General features: G+C 47.5%; 16 protein-coding genes, 1 rRNA gene and 1 other annotated feature (1 of these 18 running past the window's edge). Of the genes, 12 read left to right on the top strand and 5 right to left on the bottom strand.

Annotated features, from left to right (window positions below; genetic code table 11):
• Positions 1 to 112 (top strand) — a sequence feature (23S ribosomal RNA rRNA prediction is too short) (it extends 761 nt beyond the left edge of the window).
• Positions 113 to 347: 235 nt separating this feature from the next.
• The 7 genes from rrf (at position 348) to EYR25_RS07680 (ending at position 6,204) form a co-directional block, all read left to right on the top strand.
• Positions 348 to 463 (top strand): 5S ribosomal RNA (rrf, locus tag EYR25_RS07710).
• A gap of 634 nt (positions 464 to 1,097) precedes the next feature.
• The gene (locus EYR25_RS07705) at positions 1,098 to 1,310 is read left to right on the top strand and encodes an OadG family protein (protein WP_243729965.1); all 213 of its coding nucleotides are present in this window, start codon (positions 1,098 to 1,100) and stop codon (positions 1,308 to 1,310) included.
• A gap of 11 nt (positions 1,311 to 1,321) precedes the next feature.
• Complete coding sequence (gene oadA / locus EYR25_RS07700) at positions 1,322 to 3,157, top strand: sodium-extruding oxaloacetate decarboxylase subunit alpha (RefSeq protein WP_133179113.1); 1,836 nt, start codon at positions 1,322 to 1,324, stop codon at positions 3,155 to 3,157.
• Positions 3,158 to 3,165: 8 nt separating this feature from the next.
• Positions 3,166 to 4,296 (top strand): sodium ion-translocating decarboxylase subunit beta, encoded by a 1,131-nt coding sequence (locus EYR25_RS07695; RefSeq protein WP_011717987.1) that lies wholly within the window; start codon positions 3,166 to 3,168, stop codon positions 4,294 to 4,296.
• 337 nt (positions 4,297 to 4,633) lie between these two features.
• Positions 4,634 to 5,236, top strand: coding sequence for a GNAT family N-acetyltransferase (locus tag EYR25_RS07690; protein WP_133179111.1), 603 nt, complete (start codon positions 4,634 to 4,636; stop codon positions 5,234 to 5,236).
• A 72-nt stretch (positions 5,237 to 5,308) separates the two neighbouring features.
• Positions 5,309 to 5,773 carry a GNAT family N-acetyltransferase gene (locus EYR25_RS07685; RefSeq protein ID WP_023267797.1) on the top strand — a complete coding sequence of 155 codons (465 nt, stop codon included), beginning with the start codon at positions 5,309 to 5,311 and terminating at the stop codon, positions 5,771 to 5,773.
• Between the two features lie 35 nt (positions 5,774 to 5,808).
• Complete coding sequence (locus tag EYR25_RS07680; RefSeq protein ID WP_023267798.1) at positions 5,809 to 6,204, top strand: hypothetical protein; 396 nt, start codon at positions 5,809 to 5,811, stop codon at positions 6,202 to 6,204.
• A gap of 55 nt (positions 6,205 to 6,259) precedes the next feature.
• On the opposite strand, the gene EYR25_RS07675 is transcribed toward EYR25_RS07680, so the two are convergent.
• Positions 6,260 to 7,153 carry a LysR family transcriptional regulator gene (locus tag EYR25_RS07675; protein ID WP_133179109.1) on the bottom strand — a complete coding sequence of 298 codons (894 nt, stop codon included), beginning with the start codon at positions 7,151 to 7,153 and terminating at the stop codon, positions 6,260 to 6,262.
• A 141-nt stretch (positions 7,154 to 7,294) separates the two neighbouring features.
• On the opposite strand from EYR25_RS07675, the gene EYR25_RS07670 reads away from it, so the two are divergent.
• From EYR25_RS07670 to EYR25_RS07655, 4 genes are all read left to right on the top strand, one after another.
• On the top strand, positions 7,295 to 8,065 hold the full coding sequence (locus EYR25_RS07670; protein ID WP_165953476.1) for a TSUP family transporter: 771 nt from the start codon (positions 7,295 to 7,297) through the stop codon (positions 8,063 to 8,065).
• A 282-nt stretch (positions 8,066 to 8,347) separates the two neighbouring features.
• Complete coding sequence (locus tag EYR25_RS07665; protein ID WP_133179105.1) at positions 8,348 to 9,550, top strand: exonuclease SbcCD subunit D; 1,203 nt, start codon at positions 8,348 to 8,350, stop codon at positions 9,548 to 9,550.
• Positions 9,547 to 12,603, top strand: coding sequence for an SbcC/MukB-like Walker B domain-containing protein (locus EYR25_RS07660; protein ID WP_133179103.1), 3,057 nt, complete (start codon positions 9,547 to 9,549; stop codon positions 12,601 to 12,603). Before EYR25_RS07665 ends, EYR25_RS07660 begins: the two co-directional genes overlap by 4 nt.
• A gap of 266 nt (positions 12,604 to 12,869) precedes the next feature.
• Positions 12,870 to 14,165: a peptidoglycan DD-metalloendopeptidase family protein gene (locus EYR25_RS07655; protein WP_133182788.1), complete on the top strand. Its 1,296-nt coding sequence runs from the start codon at positions 12,870 to 12,872 to the stop codon at positions 14,163 to 14,165.
• A gap of 350 nt (positions 14,166 to 14,515) precedes the next feature.
• On the opposite strand, the gene EYR25_RS07650 is transcribed toward EYR25_RS07655, so the two are convergent.
• From EYR25_RS07650 to EYR25_RS07635, 4 genes are all read right to left on the bottom strand, one after another.
• A complete protein-coding gene (locus EYR25_RS07650; RefSeq protein ID WP_133179101.1) occupies positions 14,516 to 14,974 on the bottom strand; it encodes a hypothetical protein in 459 nt (152 codons plus the stop codon).
• Between the two features lie 126 nt (positions 14,975 to 15,100).
• On the bottom strand, positions 15,101 to 15,610 hold the full coding sequence (locus EYR25_RS07645) for a M48 metallopeptidase family protein (protein WP_133179099.1): 510 nt from the start codon (positions 15,608 to 15,610) through the stop codon (positions 15,101 to 15,103).
• A gap of 58 nt (positions 15,611 to 15,668) precedes the next feature.
• Positions 15,669 to 16,106 carry a DUF3010 family protein gene (locus tag EYR25_RS07640; RefSeq protein WP_133179097.1) on the bottom strand — a complete coding sequence of 146 codons (438 nt, stop codon included), beginning with the start codon at positions 16,104 to 16,106 and terminating at the stop codon, positions 15,669 to 15,671.
• A gap of 98 nt (positions 16,107 to 16,204) precedes the next feature.
• The gene (locus tag EYR25_RS07635) at positions 16,205 to 17,554 is read right to left on the bottom strand and encodes a DEAD/DEAH box helicase (protein WP_133179095.1); all 1,350 of its coding nucleotides are present in this window, start codon (positions 17,552 to 17,554) and stop codon (positions 16,205 to 16,207) included.
• 284 nt (positions 17,555 to 17,838) lie between these two features.
• Here EYR25_RS07635 and rssA point away from each other — a divergent pair, with 284 nt between their 5' ends.
• A complete protein-coding gene (rssA, locus tag EYR25_RS07630; RefSeq protein ID WP_023267808.1) occupies positions 17,839 to 18,786 on the top strand; it encodes a patatin-like phospholipase RssA in 948 nt (315 codons plus the stop codon).
• Positions 18,787 to 18,792 lie beyond the last annotated feature (6 nt).

The raw sequence follows: 18,792 nt of genomic DNA, 5'->3' as shown, positions 1-18,792 counted from the left end.
GAGTCATCCCTTGGACTTTAAGTCCACTAAAGAGCCGTTCGAGACTAGGACGTTGATAGGTCAGGTGTGTAAGCGTTGTGAGGCGTTGAGCTAACTGATACTAATGACTCGAGAGGCTTAACCATACAACCCAGATGGGTTTTACTGAAAATGTTCCAGACATTTTCCAGTACTTCCTCCTTCCCTGGAGGTCGTACAGTACTTAGCTTGAATATGAACACTTAAGAAGTGCAACTCAAACCAGCTTTCCGAATTTACTGGAATAAGAATTTATCAACTACCTCCCTGTAGTTGACCCTAACGGGCCGCGCTAAAGCGCGTTAAAAATTGTTCCAGACAATTTTTTGCTTGGTGACAATAGCATTGTGGTCCCACCTGAACCCATCCCGAACTCAGAAGTGAAACGCAATCGCGCCGATGGTAGTGTGGGGTCTCCCCATGTGAGAGTAGGTCATCGCCAAGCGCCTAATTAAACAATGAAGCCAGCTGCATAAGCTGGCTTTTTTGTTTTTGCTTTTTCAATTTCAATATACTATTCCTCAGAATACTTCTTTAATTACTGACTTTTTAATTTATCGCCTCATACGGAATATAAACAGAGAGCCCCTCTTTGCTCCGTTTTTTCATTCTACAACACCCTTAGCATCATTCATTTAAATGGCTGCTTGGTCTAAATACTGTAGCGCATTGAGACCCCTTTGATTTTTGTCCTTATAGGACTAATCAGTAAATTTAAAGCTTGTACTCTTTGTACGCTCGTTTAAGGGTGAGTCAGAACCTTATTGTCAGCCTATTTTTGCTTTTGGTTTCATCTTGGCTGGTATCTTCATTCCGTCCTTACTCCTCAATAAAAATTTCTGCTTTGTCGTTTCATTAACGAATATTCATTTTATCGGTCGTTCACTAAGGATCCCTCAGACACTTGTTGTCGATTTTATGTAAATTGGTCTTACCAATTTACATTCGGCGATTGAGTTTGTTATCAATGGAGATGTTGTGTAGTTGTAAATTTAATACTTGATGCGGGTTGAGAAGCTTGAGGAGGTACTGACGTGAAAGGGGAGCTAATACAACAGCTTTTAGATGCAGTTGGCATCATGTTATTGGGGATGGGGCTGGTCTATTTATTTTTAAGTGTATTGATATTAGGTGTACATCTGGTTGCTAAGTGGTGCCGTGAAGAGCCCAAAGCTGCAGATCCGTTAAAGGCGAATGATGCGAGCTCGACCGGAGCTGCAAACACTTTAGATCCTAAATTGGTGGCAGCGATCAGCTTAGCCGTCCAGCACTATCGTTCTCAGGCTAGATAATGGAGCGCCATATGAACCGAGTAAATTCGATTGTGGCGTCTAAGCCATTACAGTTAACCGATGTCGTCTTGAGGGATGCACATCAGTCTATTTTAGCAACGCGTTTACGCATTGATGACATGCTTCCGATAGCACCTCTGCTAGATAAAGTGGGATTTTGGTCGCTCGAGTCTTGGGGCGGAGCGACCTTTGATGCCTGTATCCGTTATTTGGGTGAAGATCCTTGGGATAGGATCCGTGAGCTGAAAAAGTTAATGCCCAATACGCCTCAGCAGATGTTACTGCGCGGACAAAACCTTTTGGGTTATCGCCATTATGCCGATGATTTAGTGACACGTTTTGTCGAACGTGCCCATGCCAATGGGGTCGATGTGTTCCGTATCTTTGATGCGATGAATGATGTGCGTAACCTCGAGATGGCGGTAAAAGCGGTGCGTGACGTCGGTGGGCACGCGCAGGGCACAATTTCCTATACGACCAGCCCTGTTCATACGGTTGATACTTGGGTCGATATGGCAAAGCGTCTTGAGGACATGGGCTGTCATTCACTGTGTATTAAAGATATGGCGGGTCTGCTGAAGCCGATGGAAGCCTTTGAGCTGATCAGTCGCTTAAAATCACAAACTCAACTCATGCTCTCATTGCATTGCCACGCCACCACAGGCCTGAGTACCGCAACCTATCAAAAGGCGATAGAGGCAGGAATCGATGTGCTCGATACCGCGATTTCTTCCATGAGCCAAACCTATGGTCATACGGCAACTGAAACCGTGGTTGCCATAGTGGCGGAGACTGAGCGTGAAACTCACTATGATCTTGCCTTGCTTGAAGAGATTGCCGCCTATTTCCGTGAAGTGCGGAAAAAGTACGCCAAGTTTGAAGGGGCATTAAAGGGCATTGATTCGCGCATTCTTCGGGCTCAAGTGCCCGGTGGCATGTTGACGAACATGGAGAGTCAGCTCAAAGAACAAGGCGCGGCTGATAAGCTCGATGCTGTGCTGGAGGAGATCCCTAGGGTACGTCAGGATCTAGGTTTTCTGCCTTTGGTTACGCCAACCTCGCAAATTGTTGGCTCACAGGCGGTTATCAACGTACTGATGGGGCAAAGATATCAATCGTTAACGAAAGAGACTGAAGGCGTGTTAAGGGGCGAATATGGTGCTACTCCAGCCCCGGTTAATCCTGAGTTGCAGGCCAGAGTGCTAAACGGCGCGGCGGCGATAACCTGCCGTCCTGCGGATTTACTCGCACCAGAGTTGGACAAACTGCGTACGGAGTTATTATCAAAGGTGCAGGACCAAGGGATTAGTCTCGTCTCAGAGAGTAAGGAAAAGTCTCTGGACGATGATTTACTCATCTATGCGCTCTTCCCACAGATAGGCTTACAGTTTTTAAAACACCGTCACGATCCAACCGCCTTTGAGCCAAAACCTGAATTTGCGCCAGTGTTACCTGCTACGCCGCGAGAGGCCGAAACCTATACCGTCACGGTTGAGGGGCAAACTTATGTGGTTGAAGTCGCCGAGGGCGGCGAAATTAGTCAAATCCAAGCTCAAGGGCAAGCCGCACAGCAGCTTGGTCAAGCTAATCCTTCTCAGCCGAGCGCTGCACCAGTGCCTCAAACCAGTGAAGTGAAACTTAAGATGAGTGCGCCGCTATCGGGCAATATCTTCAAAGTGCATGTCGGCATTGGTGACAAGGTGTGTGCCGGCGATGTCGTTATCATCCTAGAGGCCATGAAAATGGAGACCGAAATCCGCGCACAGGGGGATGGTATTATTACCCATCTCTTTGTGAAAGAAGGGGATTCGGTTGCAGTGGGTTCTCAATTATTGGCCTTAGCCTAGGAGTTGTTATGGATGGTTTACTGGCTTTCTGGGCCGAAACGGGCATCGCCCATTTTACTGCAGGGCAAGCGCTAATGATGGCTGTTGGCGCCTTGCTGTTATATCTTGCGATCGTGCGTGGCTTTGAGCCCCTACTGCTGTTGCCCATTGGTTTTGGCGCCGTACTGGCAAATATCCCCAATGCGGGCTTTACCGAAGAGGGCGGTATGCTGTATTACGCCTACCATGTTGGGATTGAAACTGGGGTGTTTCCGCTGCTGATCTTTATGGGGGTAGGAGCGCTAACAGATTTTAGTGCGCTGATTGCCAATCCAAAGACCTTGCTACTTGGCGCAGCGGCGCAGTTTGGGATTTTCGCAACCTTAATTGGGGCGATAGCGCTAAATCTGGTGCCTGGTTTTGAATTTACCATGCAGGATGCCGCTGCCATTGCCATTATCGGTGGCGCGGATGGACCAACGGCGATTTTCCTTGCCTCTAAGCTTGCGCCTGAGTTGTTGGGAGCGATTGCTGTGGCGGCCTATTCCTATATGGCGCTGGTGCCAATTATCCAGCCGCCGATCATGCGTTTACTCACGACCCAAGCCGAGCGTGAGATAAAGATGGAGCAGCTTAGGGAGGTGAGTAAAAAGGAGAAGATCATTTTCCCGCTGATGGTATTGGGCTTAACGATTCTATTCTTACCCGCAGCGACTCCTCTGGTTGGCATGTTTTGCCTTGGCAACCTAATGCGTGAGTCGGGTGTGGTAGATAGATTATCGAAAACGGCGCAAAACGAGCTGATTAATATCGTCACGATTTTCTTAGGCTTGGCCGTCGGTTCTAAACTTTCTGCGGAGCAATTCTTGCGCGTCGAAACCTTAGGGATCTTGGTTTTGGGTGCGTTGGCGTTCGGGATTGGTACCGCTGCAGGGGTGCTGATGGCAAAACTGATGTGCAAATTAACCGGCGGTAAGGTCAACCCGTTAATTGGCGCGGCGGGCGTATCGGCAGTGCCCATGGCGGCAAGGGTGGTGAATAAGGTGGGGTTAGAAGCTAATCACCATAACTTTTTGCTGATGCACGCCATGGGGCCAAATGTTGCTGGAGTATTAGGCTCTGCGGTTGCGGCAGGGATCCTCCTTGCGGTACTTGGTTAACTCGATGAGCTAAACATCACTATGTTAGTTCATCCATAATAGCCATAAAGGCTTGCCAAGTACGTGAATGTATTGGCAGGCCTTATGTTTAAATGATTCAAATAAAGGCGGATGTTTGCCGCCTTTGTCGTTTTCTTAACGGTTAAAGCGCTTTGCCATATTCATTAACCTGTCATTTTCAAATACGAAGCTTAAGAAAATCTTAGCAATGGTCCTAATAGAATTTTTATCAAATCACGTTGAAATTGTGGGTTTTTTTATTTTCTATAAATGTTAGGCTAATAAAAAATGTGCGCAAGAACACACTTTTAATCTGAGATGGCATAAGGATGAAATAATGGACAATAGTGAACTTTCGAATTGTTTAACAGGTGAGCATGTTGTTCTCGAGCCTTTATCTTTGTCCCATGTGGCGGCACTGAGCTTAGCCGTGATGGATGGTGAACTATGGCAATTATGGTTTACCAGCGTACCAGAGCCGAGTGCGATGAAAGCCTACGTGTTAAAAGCCTTAGAAGAAAAAGCGCGCGGAGAAAGTTTCCCCTTCGCAGTGCGCGATAGAGTATCAGGGGAAGTCGTTGGTTGTACTCGTCTCTGCCATTGGGAGAAAGAACATCGCCACGTAGAGATTGGCTACACTTGGTACGCTAAACGTGCTCAGCGCACAGGGATCAATACTGAAGCTAAATTATTGCTGCTCACCTTTGCATTTGAATCCCTTAATGCGATAGCGGTGGAGTTTCGAACGCATTGGCACAATCAAGCCTCGCGTCAGGCCATTGCCCGTTTAGGAGCTAAGCAAGATGGTGTGTTGCGTAATAATAAAATTCTTAAGGATGGCACTATTCGTGACACGGTTGTGTATTCCATTATCGATTCAGAGTGGATGACCGTGAAGCAAAACCTAATATTTCGCTTACAACAGCGACCGTTAGTTTGATATCAACCGATGAAGTTCGCTCGATGCTGTGAGTGAAACGTCGACACAAATTCATTTGAGGTTCAAAGGCCGATGGCAAACATTATTACTCGAGCTGATGTATCCCACAGTGCTGATATTGCCGTGTTATTTAATGAATATCGGCAGTTTTACGGTTGTCAGGCTGACTTAGATGCGGCAAGACTGTTTATTCAGGCTCGTTTGGATGAAGGTTCATCGGTGATCTTTTTTGCACGCTCTCCCCAAGGAATGGGATTAGGTTTTGTGCAGTTATATCCGAGTTTTTCATCACTTCGATTAGCGCCCATTTTTATTCTTAATGATGTGTTTGTGACTCAACATGCACGTTGTGTTGGGCTGGGGAGGGCTCTAGTACAGCGAGCAGCAGATTATGCGCGCACCCATGGGGCGAGTTATTTGGTACTGGAGACTCAAAAAGAAAATATTCGTGCACAAGGGCTATACGAAGCACTTGGATTTATCCGTGAAAATAAATTTTTAACCTATGAACTTGAGCTAAACTCGCAGCTTAAGTAGTTTATTCTAAATTACCAATAAAAAGGACGATATCAATGTTGAAAGCTTTTGCTATTGCAGGCCTTATGTTGACCGTGAGCCACAGTGCCTTGGCCGATGAAGCAGAAAAGGCTTTGGCTAAAGAAGCCATTGAATGTGCAGCCTATTATCAAATTAGCTCTGAAGCGATTGGTGCTATGAATGCACCGCAAATGCAGGCTGTTGGTGAGCGCTTAAAAACCTCTAAAGTTGAAGCAGAAAATTTAGCGAAGAAATATCAGTCAGAGGCTGAGGTTACTAAAGGCGTTGCTGAGGCTAAAGAGCGTCAAATTAAGAGCTTAGGCGGTTCTAGTAATTTAGGTGCCTTAATGGGTAAATATAAAGAAGAGTGTAAAAACCTGTTAGCCGATCCTCAAAAACGCCTCGACTATTGGACCATGGCGACCATGTAAGGCCGTTAGAATCCAAGCACAAAAACCACCTTCGGGTGGTTTTTGAATTTTAAGTTCAGGCTTGGTTTCGATAGGCCGCGAACAGATCGAGCATCCAATCGATAAAGGCTTGAACTTTTAGCGGTAGGCTAGGGGATTTGGGCGTGAGTAAGTAATAGGCGTATGGGCTGGTAAAAGGCGCTTCAAACGGGATCACCAAGCTGCCATTGGCCAATTGTTCTTCGATAAAAAAACGTGGGATCAGCGCAGCGCCCATGCCACTGGCAGCGGCTTGACTCAACATATAAAAATGCTCGACGCCAAAAGTTTGCGCCTGCGTGAGCACCAGTCCCACTTTATCCGCCCAATATTCCCAAAGCTCTGGCCGTGTGGTGTGTTTCAGCAGCGTAACTTGATTGATGTCTTCGATGCTTTTGAGCTTAGGCGCGAGTGACGGTGCGCACACTAAGCACAAGTCTTCATCCATCAGCTTGATGTAATTAACCCCTCTGGGGAGTTGAGTGCTACTGCGAATGGCAATGTCATAACGGCCTTGGCTGAAATCGACGGCAAAGTCACCAATCGAAAGATCCACATACAAATGCGGATGCCGAGATTTAAATTGCTCCATCCGGGGGATTAACCAGTTGATGGTTAAACTGGGTAACACATTGATGGCTAAGGTTTGTGGTCGTGAACCTTGGCTGCGTAAATCGGCGGTGGCGCTTGATAAGGTTTGCAGAGCCGCTTGCACATGGGGCAAGTAGCGTTTGGCTTCGTCCGTGAGTGCGACTTTTTTATGCAGGCGCACAAAGAGGGCAAAACCTAAGAATTCTTCTAATACACGGATTTGTTTACTGATGGCGCCGTGGGTGACATGTAACTCTTTGCTTGCAAGAGTCATGCTTTGCAAGCGGGCGGCAGACTCGAATGCCCGTAATGCATTGAGGGGCGGCAAGGAAGTAAACATAGGCGTATCCGAATCGAGTAAATGATAAGAGTATTTAGTGTGAGCTTTGCTCACGCTATCGCGACAATAACTCCTTTGCGTTTATAAGGCAAACGCAGTCTAATGCGAAGCCTTAGCTCCTATTACTCAATAATAACAATCATGGAATTTGAACTAACTTTACAAATTGCGGCATTACTCTTTGGCGTGGCTATGGTGGCGGGGTTTATCGACTCTATCGCCGGCGGTGGGGGATTGCTGACTATCCCTGCGTTAATGTGGGCGGGTTTACCGCCAGCGGTGGCTCTTGGTACTAACAAATTACAGGCCTGCGGTGGCAGCTTTTTTGCGAGCTTGTACTTTGTGCGTAAGGGGTTGGTCGATTTGAAGGCCGTTAAACTGTCTCTTATCTGTGCCTTTGCGGGCGCCGCCTTAGGCACGATTCTGGTGCAGTTGGTCGATGCCAAAGTATTGGAATTAGTCTTACCCTTTTTAATTCTCGCGATTGGTTGTTATTTCCTGTTTTCGAAAAAGATTTCGGAAGATGACCGTCACCAAGTGTTAACGCCTACTGCCTTTGCCTTTACCGCCGCACTCGGTGTGGGTCTGTACGATGGCTTTTTTGGCCCAGGCACAGGGAGTTTCTTCGCGCTGGCCTTTGTGACCTTGGCCGGTTTTGGTCTGGCAAAAGCGACTGCACACGCCAAGGTGTTAAACTTCTCGACCAATATCGCTTCGCTTATCTTCTTTACCTTAGGCTGCAAAGTGATTTGGGTACTTGGTTTAGTGATGCTTGCCGGGCAGGCAATCGGTGCGACCTTAGGTTCGCGCTTAGTCGTGACCAAGGGCACTAAGATCATTAAGCCTTTAGTGGTGACTATGTCCTTAGCCATGAGTGTGAAACTGTTAGCGAGCCAATATCACCTGTTTTGATATAGCCGCTATCGTATTTGCCTCTCCCTTGATAAGGCCGATTGCCTATTTGTGCTGCATAGTCCCATGAGCACCGTTTTCGGCCTTATTGCTGTAAATCTCTTCACTCCCTTGGTATTCGCTATACTCCGCAGTCATGTTTAGGATAACCTAGCATTTTTAAAGCGTTTTTACGGCCAATAGACTGTGTTATTGCCAAGCGTTTGCGCCGAAACTTCGCAAGTTAAATGGTAAGCGCCCACGCGATAGAATCGGCTTAGTATCCATTAAGGTTTAGCAACGATGAGATTTATCCATACCTCGGACTGGCACATTGGTCGCCAGTTACATAATCAATCACTCTTAGAAGACCAAGCCTATGTGCTTGATCAAATTGTGACATTGGCACAAGAGCATGCTGTCGATGCGGTGATTATTGCCGGGGATATTTACGATAGGTCGATTCCTCCTGCCAGTGCCGTGGCTTTGCTCGATGCGGTGCTTAATCGCCTCATCACAGAGTTAGGAGTACAAGTGCTGATGATTGCCGGTAACCACGACGGGCACGAACGCTTAGGCTTTGCGGCTAAACAAATGGCGGCAAGTGGCTTGCACATTATTGGGCCGCTTCAGGCTGATTTAACGCCGATCCGCTTAGCTAGCCCAAGTGGCGATGCTTACTTTTATCCGCTGCCTTACGCTGAACCTGCAACCGTGCGCCAAGTATTTGAGGCGGATGCTAAGGGACTCAGCGTATCCAGCCATGAAGAGGCGATGGCGCTACTGTTAGAACAAGTCCACTCCCACGACAGCCAAGGGTTACCTAAAGTCGTTGTTAGTCATTGCTTTTTAGATGGTGGCAGTGAGTCTGAATCCGAGCGGCCATTGAGTATTGGTGGCGCCGATAAAATTTCCCCACGGCTTTTTAGTGAGTTTGACTATGTTGCCCTCGGCCACTTACACGGACCGCAATATAAAGGTTGCGAGCATGTGCGTTATTCCGGCTCGATTTTGAAATACTCCTTTAGCGAACAGCATCAACACAAGTCAGTCACTTTAGTGGACGTTGCTGCGCAAACTCCGGCGCAGATCCAACTCTTGCCCTTAACCGCACTACGCGATGTGCGGATTATCGAAGGGGAATTGGCGCATTTGTTAGACCTTGGGATAACCGATGCCAAGCGTGAGGATTATCTGATGGTGAGACTCCTCGATAAGCACGCTATTTTAGATGCCATGGGCAAACTGCGCAGTGTCTATCCCAATGTGCTGCATCTAGAACGTACAGGATTAATGGCGGGCGAACAGGCCGTTGCACTCAACCGTGACCATATCAAAAAAGGCGAGATGGCCATGTTCCGTGATTTTTTCAGCCAAGTCTCTGGCGAGGAATTGAGTGATGCACAGCAAGCGGTTATGGATGAGATTTTAACTAAGCTTCACAGGGATGAAGGGGATAGCGTTGGATCTACTCGCGTTGCAGCAAAAGGGGAGCAATCCGCATGAAGCCACTCACGCTGTCAATGTCGGCCTTTGGCCCCTTTGCTTCGACTCAAACCATTGATTTTACCGAACTGGGGGATAACCCCTTATTCCTGATCAACGGGCCAACTGGCGCGGGCAAAACCACGCTGCTCGACGGAATTTGTTTTGCACTTTATGGCAAAACCACTGGTAACGAGCGCGAAGGCAGCCAGATGCGCTGCGATATGGCCGATGATAGCTTGCTCACCGAGGTGACTTTTAGTTTTCAATTAGGCAGTACGAGTTATCGTATTCGCCGCGTCCCCGAGCAGGAAAGATTAAAGAAAAGCGGTGATGGCTCAACGGTACAAAAGAGTGAAGCACAGCTGTATAAGATTGCCACTGACGGCAGTGAAACCCTTATCGTCGCCAGTAAAGTGTCAGATGCCACGGCCGAAATCGAGGCCCTAACTGGCCTAGATGTGGAGCAGTTCCGCCAAGTGATGGTGCTCCCGCAGGGGAAATTTCGTGAATTGCTGATGGCCGATTCTAAGGCGCGTGAGCAAATTTTTAGCCAGCTATTTCAAACTCATATTTATAAACGCATCGAAGATACCCTAAAAGCCAAGGCGGCGGATATTCGCAACCTTGTCAAAGAGCAGCGCGCGCGCCGTGACGGTATTTTGCAAACGGCGGCACTCACATCCGATGATGAACTTGCCGCAGAGTTGAGTCGCATTGAACCCGAATTCGCGGCGGCGACGGCGGCAAAGGATCTGAGCGTTGCGGCGCATTTAGCGGCATTAAAACAGCGTGATAGCGCGCAGCAACTCTTTGCTGAATTTACTCGATTAGAGGAATTGCAGGCTGAGTTATCTCGCCTGAATGAGCAACAAGGGAACATTGCAACGCAGACGGCACGGCTTGACATCGCCAAGCAAGCACTGCGTATAAAACCCTTATTAGATAACGCCTTGTCGCGGGAGCAAGAAGCGAGTCTCGCCGCCACTCAGCGCGATAGCGCGCAGTCGACACTCGATGCCGCTAAGCTTGCACTCGCTCAAGCTGAAACCGCGGCGCAGGAAATCATTCCCCTCGAACATAAGCTGCGTGAGGTTGAGCAGCAACATAGTCATCTCAGTGCGTTAGTGCCGCAGCTGGCTGAGTTTGCCAGCCTTGAACAAGCTTTAGCGCAAGCAAAAGAGATACTACAAAACACCAAATTGCAGGGGCAGGAGAGTAAAAATACGCTTGCAACGCTAGTGGAGCAGCGCAGCCATTGTGAGGCTCAACTGCCAGCCTTGCAGCAGCAAAGCGAGCAGCAACTTGCCACCGCACAGGCACTGCAGCAGTACCGTCATATGCTCGAGCAGTTCAAGCAGTGGCAGCAGATCTGCGTTAAAGTCGCGCACACTCAAGGATTGCTTGAGCAGGTTGGCTCACAAGGAAAAGCACTTAATACCCAATATCAAGAAGCCACAACGGCTTATAAGTCTTTGCAACTGAAGTGGTTCCAAGGTCAGGCAGCCATTTTAGCTAGAGAGCTAAAACCCCATGAGCCATGCCCAGTTTGTGGCAGTTCGGCCCATCCTCAACCCGCGGTGAGCCATGAGGAGTTGCCAACGGATCTACAATTGCAGGCGGCGCAGGATGCCGAGGCCTTGGCGCTCGATAATCTCAATAAAGCGCGGGCTGAATATCGCGGGCTGCAAAAACAATTAGAAACACAGCAACAGCAGGCGAATGAGCTGGCAGCCGCCCTTGGCGATAAGGTTGAATTGTCACTCGAATCCCATAGCCAAACGCTAGAAAAGCTCATGCAGCAAGCGAAACAGGCGGACGCTGCGGCGCAAGCGCTACAGCAGTTACAGCAACAGATTAAAACCTTGCAGCAACAAGAGTTGACGTTGACGCAGCAATTAGAACTTGAGCGTGAGCGTTACCGTGAGCAAGAAGGCAAAGTCGAGCGGTTATCGGGTCAATTTGCGGAAAAAGCGCTGAGGATCCCAGAAGAATACCGAGAACTGGATGTGTTGAATCAAGCGATTGCGAATAACCAGCAGCAACTCGAGCAGATAAAACGTCAGATTGATGTGCTCAGAACCGCGCAGCAGCAGGCAACGCAGCAGAGTGTGGCGGCGCAAACGGCATTATCGGCGGCAATAGAGCGTTGTAATGCTACCGCAGACCTGCAGGCGCAAGCACAGCAGGCGCTACTTAAGGCGCTGGATAACGCAGCTTTTACCGATAGAGATGCATTGCGCGAGGCCTTATTAACGGATGAGCAAATGCAGGTGCTGGCTGAGGGCATAGAGAACTATCATAGGCACTGCGCCCTAAATCAGTCGCAATTGACTGAGCTTAAAACCAAGTTGAGCGAGTCGACATCACCCGATCTTGATGCCTTAGAGGCCTTGCTCACGGAGCGACTCGCGCAGCTTAAAACGGCGGAAGAGGTATGGAGTCAACTCAACACTCGGCTCATGTTGCTGAATAATACCCAAACTCAGCTGGCGATTGTCGATCAAAAGGCCAAATCCCTCGAGGATGAATACGCTGTGATTGGCACCTTGGCCGATGTTGCCAACGGTAATACGGGCAACAAAATTTCCCTGCAACGCTTTGTGCTCAGCGTATTGCTCGACGATGTGCTGCTTGCTGCTACGCAGAGGCTGCATTTAATGAGTAAGGGACGCTACCGGTTATTGCGCAAGGAAGACAGAGCGAAGGGCAATAAGGCCTCAGGGCTGGAGCTTGAAGTCGAGGATGCCTACACCTCTAAAGTGCGTCCCGTGGCGACCTTAAGTGGTGGTGAGAGTTTTATGGCGGCCTTGTCTATGGCCTTAGGTTTATCGGATGTGGTTCAAGCCTACGCAGGGGGGATAAAACTCGATACCTTATTTATTGATGAGGGCTTTGGCAGCCTAGATCAGGACTCACTCGAACTTGCCATTCGAACTCTGATGGATTTGCAGTCGGCGGGCAGGATGATTGGGGTGATTTCCCATGTGTCTGAAATGAAAGAGCAGATAGGCACCCGAATTGATATCTTGAAAACCTCCCATGGGAGTGAAATCAAGGTGATTTTGCCTTAGTATGACTTAAGTGAAGAAGTATTGGCTTAACACTTTGTTTTTATTGAAATGATAAATGCTATTTTGCGCTATTTAACATCTATATACAGAACACACAATCGGTTTAAAGTGCTAACTGACGCATGTTTTTAGTAAATAGTGCTATAAAAGTGCAAAATAGCGTTTGTCATAATCGGTTTTTTGGGATAAGTTGGGAAAATTCGGGCTTCCCCCTGTGGGACTGGTTCAAAAATATAACGCAATAACGATAACAAAAGGTGAAAGCGTTGCAGACAGGTAAACCCAATTTGGCTAATTTTCCGCAAATTCGTTTGCAGAATTTATCTTCAGCCCATAAAAATATTCTCCTAGTTGGTGGTTTATTAATCGGTGCGGCGATGTTAATGCCGAATGCCAACCATGTGGTTCCTACTGCTCAACGTATTCCCGTCGCGCTCGATCTTGAGACGATTTTGCCACAGGTTTCTGAGCCTGTTGAAACGGCACCAGTTGTCGATAATACCCCCCATTTTGAACGTGTTATTGCGCCAGGCGATACCTTAAGTGCTTTATTTTCTAAAGCCGGTGTTGATCAGCAAACCATGTATAAAGTATTAGAGGCTGACTTAAACATTCTAGCGCTCGATACCTTATTACCCGGTAACCGTATTCAATTTTGGCTGGATAATGAAGGTCAACTGCAAAAGTTAGAACTGTATTTCAACGCTGCCCGCCAAGTCGTATTTACCCGTTACGAAGATGGCAGCTTTAACGTTGAAGAAATTAACGTTGAAGGCGTATGGCAAAACCGTATTGTTACTGGCGATATTAAAGGCTCATTCTACGTTTCGGCGCAAAAAATGGGTTTAGCCGCGGCCGATATTCAGCGGATTGAAGATTTACTCAAAGAGAAAGTGAATTTTGCTCGGGATTTACGTGCGGGTGATAAGTTTTCTGTTTTGGTAAATGATCAATATGTTGAGGGCGAAGCAACCGGAAGCAGCCAAATATTAGGCGTGAGCATTAAAACGGGCCGCTCTGAAATTAGTGCATTCCAACATACCGATGGTAGTTATTACGATGCGAAAGGCCAAAGCTTAGTGCGTGCCTTCCAACGTATTCCATTGGCCAAACAACCACGCATGAGTTCTCGTTTTAACCCGACGCGTAAACATCCTATTACTGGCCGTATTTCACCCCATAACGGTACCGACTTTTCAGTGCCTATTGGTACTAAAGTTATTGCCCCTGGCGATGGTGTAGTAAGCTTAGTCACCGATCACCAATTCGCGGGTAAATATATTGTGATTGAACACGGTGGTAAGTACCGTACACGTTATTTACACCTTTCTAAGGCATTAGTACGCAAAGGTCAGAGAGTCACTCGTGGCCAAGTGATTGCTTTATCAGGTAATACCGGACGTTCTACTGGTCCACATTTACATTATGAATTCCACGTTAACGGCAAGCCAGTGGACCCAATGAGAGCCGATATCCCGATGGCAAGCCAATTAGCGAATCAAGAATTACGTACCTTCACTAATATAGTGAAGAGCCGCCAAGCGTTAATGAATTTAGGCTAAGCCATTCATTAATCTGAGCGAACCGAATATAAAAACGCCGATGAATCTGATGTCATCGGCGTTTTTATTTGCGCTGCGTTTAGTATAACCGCTGGAAAGCGCGGTATTCATCAACATACAAGCTTAATAGGGTTGGTATTGGGGCGAATAAGGATTGAGCTTTACTGCTTTAATAAGTGATTGAGAGAGTGAAGTAGGCCAAATTAACACGCATATACAACTGAAAGGATAAAAGTAGATATCGGCTTATAGATGTACCAGCGCCGAAATAAGCGATTCTCATGGCTTGCCCTAGCTAGCGTGTATTGAGTTTGATGGATTACGGCTAATAAGTCGTTAAGTCAAATGAATTAACTGGCCTGACGTTTCTGCATTGCCTTTAACGCACATTTACACAGACGACCTTTTAAAGCTGGGCAGCCTCCGCAGGGGGATTTTTTAAAGGGACGAAGTGCAAAACTGCGTTCAGTGGGTAACGGACGAATACGCTTAATAACGGCGGATGATAAAAATTTAGCATCATTCGCGGCACTAAAATGGGCTTTAGCCAATTTTAGTTGTTTCTTGCGGGCGGTCTTATCGAGGGTTTGGATCTGTTGTTTCACCAGATATTCGGACAATAATTGGCTTAAGTGTTTACGCTGCTGTTTTTTACTTTGAGCATGAGTCGCATGCATTATTGGCGTATTTGCCGAATAAAAGTTTTGCAATTCGACTGGGCGATTGGATTTTGCCAGCTGTTTTTGCAGTTTCTTGGCCTGTTTGTTACACCACTTTTCTAGCTTTTTTCCAATCTTTTGCTTTTTCATACGACTTTTTACACGGCTGTAGTTCGGTAACGGACAAGACAGATTCATTCTAAATGAAAATTATTATCAGTCAACTGTGCGTGATAAATCGACGAGTAAAATGCGAGCCTAGTCGAATAAGCTTGTTTAGTTTGAGTAGGGCGATTGATTAGCGTCGATACAGGTTAGCAGTAAACGCAGATCGAATTCGAATTGGTGGTAATCGGGCTCCATATAAGTACACAACTTATAGAAAGCTTTATTATGATCCTTCTCTTTTAAGTGGGCGAGTTCGTGTATAACCACCATTCTGAGCAAGGGTTCGGGGACGCGCTTTAAACGTGAAGAGATACGGATTTCGTTCTTAGCCTTGATTTTATTCCCTTGCACTCTGGATACGTAAGAATGTAAGCCAAGTGCATGATGACTCATGCTAATTTTGTCATCGAAGATCACTTTCGACAGGGGAGAGGATTGGCGTAAAAACTGATTTTTTATCCCTTGGGTATAGTCATAGAGGGCTTTGTCGCTGCGGATCTCGTGGACCGTGGGATGACGACGCAGCAAAACATCCGCAAGCTTCCCACCTTCGAGTAGTTGCTGGACTTGTCGTTGGATATCCGGACTATAACCGCTTAAATATTTTAAGGTCTGCATTGTTTTGAGCTGTGGAGAAACGAGCTTAGCGCTACAGTTGCGCTAAGCTCACAGGGCTTTAAGCTTTACCGAAAATACGGCGATTTTGCTGAGCGTAGGCGGCTTCAAAGGCGGGTTGTTGGAAGCGTTTGAGATCTAAGCTGTCAAAATCAACCTGCGGCGGATTACGTTTGTTTTGTTCCTTGATTGCGACTGGTGATAACAAGGTCACTGGCAGATCGCCGAGTTGAATTGCGGCTTCAAGTTTAAAGCTGGTGGCAGAGCCAGCCAGTTTGCCCTTTTGCTCGCGCTCGATAACGACGATTTCATCGACCTTATAATCTTCCATTAACTTATGGAAAGCGAAGTGAAATTCACGGATAGCTTCCGCTGAGGCTGATTGAGCGACGCTAAAAGACACTTTACGGCAGCTTGGTACGTTGAAGGTTTCACCTTCGTAGCTCAGCAGACTGATAATGGCTTCGCCGCCTTTTAATTCAACACCACAAATTCGCATGTTACACCTTTAAATATCAACATTTCTTACATATGGCAGGAGCATATTCCCACCCGTAATGTCGAGAGTCTGCACTATGGACCCTCGCGAGTAAATCATTAACGCTCGTCGTCATTATCCTGCAGCAATGGCGCCGCAGGTTTTTTACGCATGGGCGCATCACCCACATCAACCCCAGTGATAAAGCGTTTGTCACGGGAGGCGGCCGTTTTAACCGTTTTTGACTTGGTTTTCGCTTTGGCTTTTATACCAGCCTTAGTGACCGCTTTAGTTGCGGCGGTCTTTGGCTTGTCTTTTAAACCACTAAATTTAGCTTCGAGGCCCTGAATGACACTGATCTCAAAGGTCTTTCTAAGGAAGAGTTGTACTTTCTTAAAGTTATCCCAATCCTTAGGGCCAACGAGGGAGATTGCATCACCTTTGGCGCCCGCGCGGCCAGTACGACCGATGCGGTGGACATATTCTTCGGCAAATTTGGGCATATCGAAGTTAATGACAAGGGAGACATTAAGTAAGTCTAAACCACGGGATGCTACATCTGTGGTCACCAGAATCTGCTGCTGACCGCGGGCAAATTGGTCCATGATTTGATTACGGGCCGCCTGCTTCAGCTCGCCGCTTAGGGCTGCTGTGGCAAAACCTTGCGCCGAAAGTTTGCTGGCTAAGCGCTCGGTATCGGCGCGGGTGGCGGTAAAAATAATTACTTGTTTGTGGGTTTCATCGCTGAGCAAACGTGTGAGCAGGGCTTCTTTGTGATCTAAATGATCACACAGATAAATCCGCTGGGTAATGTCCTGATGCTCAGTGTGGGCTGCTCCAATCGCCACATGCGAAGGATTTTTGAGTAATGCCGCGGCAATCTCATTGATTTCACTGTGATCTAAGGTGGCCGAAAACATTAAGGTTTGACGACGCTTATGATCGGCCGCAGCGTTAATCGCTTTTAATTGCGGTGCAAACCCCAGATCCAGCATACGGTCGGCTTCATCGAGGACAAGCAGTTCCAATCCATTGAGGAAGAGGTTTTTTTGCTCTAAATGATCGGCGATACGTCCCGGCGTTGCCACAATAAAATGCGGCTCTTTTGCCAGCGCTTTGGCTTGATCGTTAAAGTTTTCACCGCCTAATACGCTAATGGCTTTGTATTGAGTGTTGGCAACCAGCAAACGTAGCTGGCTATACACTTGGTGGGCCAATTCGCGGGTTGGTAATAAAATAAGTACTCTAGGATCGCGCTTGGTTAAGGCGCGGGTGGAGATAACCCTTTGCATCGCTGGCAACAAAAACGCTAAGGTCTTACCTGAGCCTGTTTTTGATGACGCCATTAAATCTTTACCTGCCAATGCGATAGGCAGTGCTTGTTCCTGGATGGCGGTTGGGGTCGCAATCCCCATATGCTTTAAGCTTTGTAACAGACGCTGGTCCAGAGAAAAATCAGTAAACTGCAAAGGTATATCCCCTAAATCTGAGTGAGGGCAGATTATAGCCTTAAATCACTATGCTCAGCTATCTTGATTGGTCATTATCTTACTGGAACCGTTAAATCGCCGCAGATATGGCTAGCCGCCATTGATTCTTGACACTCACTTTGTGGAACATATGTTGATTGTTTAAATGCTCTTTAATGCAACCCTTGAGCTGGACTAACTGAATAATAAATTATTAGTGATTGACAGTGATCTGGGCTGAATTTAGCTTATTCATTTCATGGAGTTGTTAAAGGATACAAATTATGGGCAAAGGGGTTTCACCGACTATCGGTATTGCTTTAGGCAGCGGAGCCGCTAAGGGATGGGCTCATATTGGTGTGCTTAATGGGCTTGCTAATATGGGGATCAAACCTGATAAAGTAGCTGGGTGTTCAGTTGGTGCTCTGGTGGGGGCGGCCTATGCCCATAATCATTTAACCGAACTTGAGGAATGGGTACGCAGTTTTTCGAGCTGGGATGTCCTCGGGTTAATGGATATTCGTTGGCGCAAGGGTGGTTTGATCGGTGGTGAGAAAGTCTTTGATGTGCTGCAATCTCGCATTGGTGATATCAATATTGAAGACTTAGAGCGCCCCTTTGCGGCCATCGCGACTGACTTGTATTCGGGACAAGAAATCTGGTTTCGCCATGGCGATTTACGTCAAGCCGTTCGAGCTTCTTGCTCCATGCCGGGGATATTAGCCCCCGTGCGTCAAGGAGAGCGCTGGTTAGTCGATGGTGCAGTGGTGAACCCTGTACCTGTGTCAGTGAGCCGTGCCATGGGCGTCGATATTGTGATAGCCGTTGATTTGCAAGGGTTTCATTCTGGGCGACTGCAAGTATTACCCGTCAATATGACCAGCCATAAGGCGCCGAAGGAAGAAACCGAAATGCCCGCGCGCCAAGAAACTGGCTTTATGGATTTGTTTGCTCGGGGGCGGGAGTATGTCAGCAGCTTAACCGATAAGTTTTCCCTCGGCACTAAATCTAACCCCGGTATGATTGCGGTGATGTCTCAGTCGATGGGGATTTTAGAGCAGCGCCATAAGCGGGCGCGTTTGATGGGAGATCCGCCCGATATCCTCGTAGTGCCTGAAGTGGCCAACATTGGCACCATGGAATTTCACCGTGCCGACGAGGCGATTGCGGCGGGGGAGGCGGCTGTCGCTAAAGTGGCGCATTTGATTGAAGCTGCAATTTGGAAAGGCTAAGTTGTG

This window comes from Shewanella decolorationis (genome assembly GCF_004354305.1).
Lineage (GTDB): Bacteria > Pseudomonadota > Gammaproteobacteria > Enterobacterales > Shewanellaceae > Shewanella > Shewanella decolorationis.
This window is presented reverse-complemented; position numbering and strand designations above follow the sequence as displayed.

Excerpts from the sequence above, each read along its gene's own strand:
- EYR25_RS07640 (WP_133179097.1), bottom strand. The coding sequence starts at position 16,106 with ATGCGAATTTGTGGTGTTGAATTAAAAGGCGGCGAAGCCATTATCAGT.
- EYR25_RS07685 (WP_023267797.1), top strand. The coding sequence starts at position 5,309 with ATGGCAAACATTATTACTCGAGCTGATGTATCCCACAGTGCTGATATT.
- rssA (WP_023267808.1), top strand. The coding sequence starts at position 17,839 with ATGGGCAAAGGGGTTTCACCGACTATCGGTATTGCTTTAGGCAGCGGA.
- EYR25_RS07645 (WP_133179099.1), bottom strand. The coding sequence starts at position 15,610 with ATGCAGACCTTAAAATATTTAAGCGGTTATAGTCCGGATATCCAACGA.
- EYR25_RS07670 (WP_165953476.1), top strand. The coding sequence starts at position 7,295 with ATGGAATTTGAACTAACTTTACAAATTGCGGCATTACTCTTTGGCGTG.
- EYR25_RS07665 (WP_133179105.1), top strand. The coding sequence starts at position 8,348 with ATGAGATTTATCCATACCTCGGACTGGCACATTGGTCGCCAGTTACAT.
- EYR25_RS07660 (WP_133179103.1), top strand. The coding sequence starts at position 9,547 with ATGAAGCCACTCACGCTGTCAATGTCGGCCTTTGGCCCCTTTGCTTCG.
- EYR25_RS07680 (WP_023267798.1), top strand. The coding sequence starts at position 5,809 with ATGTTGAAAGCTTTTGCTATTGCAGGCCTTATGTTGACCGTGAGCCAC.
- oadA (WP_133179113.1), top strand. The coding sequence starts at position 1,322 with ATGAACCGAGTAAATTCGATTGTGGCGTCTAAGCCATTACAGTTAACC.
- EYR25_RS07695 (WP_011717987.1), top strand. The coding sequence starts at position 3,166 with ATGGATGGTTTACTGGCTTTCTGGGCCGAAACGGGCATCGCCCATTTT.
- EYR25_RS07675 (WP_133179109.1), bottom strand. The coding sequence starts at position 7,153 with ATGTTTACTTCCTTGCCGCCCCTCAATGCATTACGGGCATTCGAGTCT.
- EYR25_RS07690 (WP_133179111.1), top strand. The coding sequence starts at position 4,634 with ATGGACAATAGTGAACTTTCGAATTGTTTAACAGGTGAGCATGTTGTT.
- EYR25_RS07705 (WP_243729965.1), top strand. The coding sequence starts at position 1,098 with ATGTTATTGGGGATGGGGCTGGTCTATTTATTTTTAAGTGTATTGATA.
- EYR25_RS07650 (WP_133179101.1), bottom strand. The coding sequence starts at position 14,974 with ATGAAAAAGCAAAAGATTGGAAAAAAGCTAGAAAAGTGGTGTAACAAA.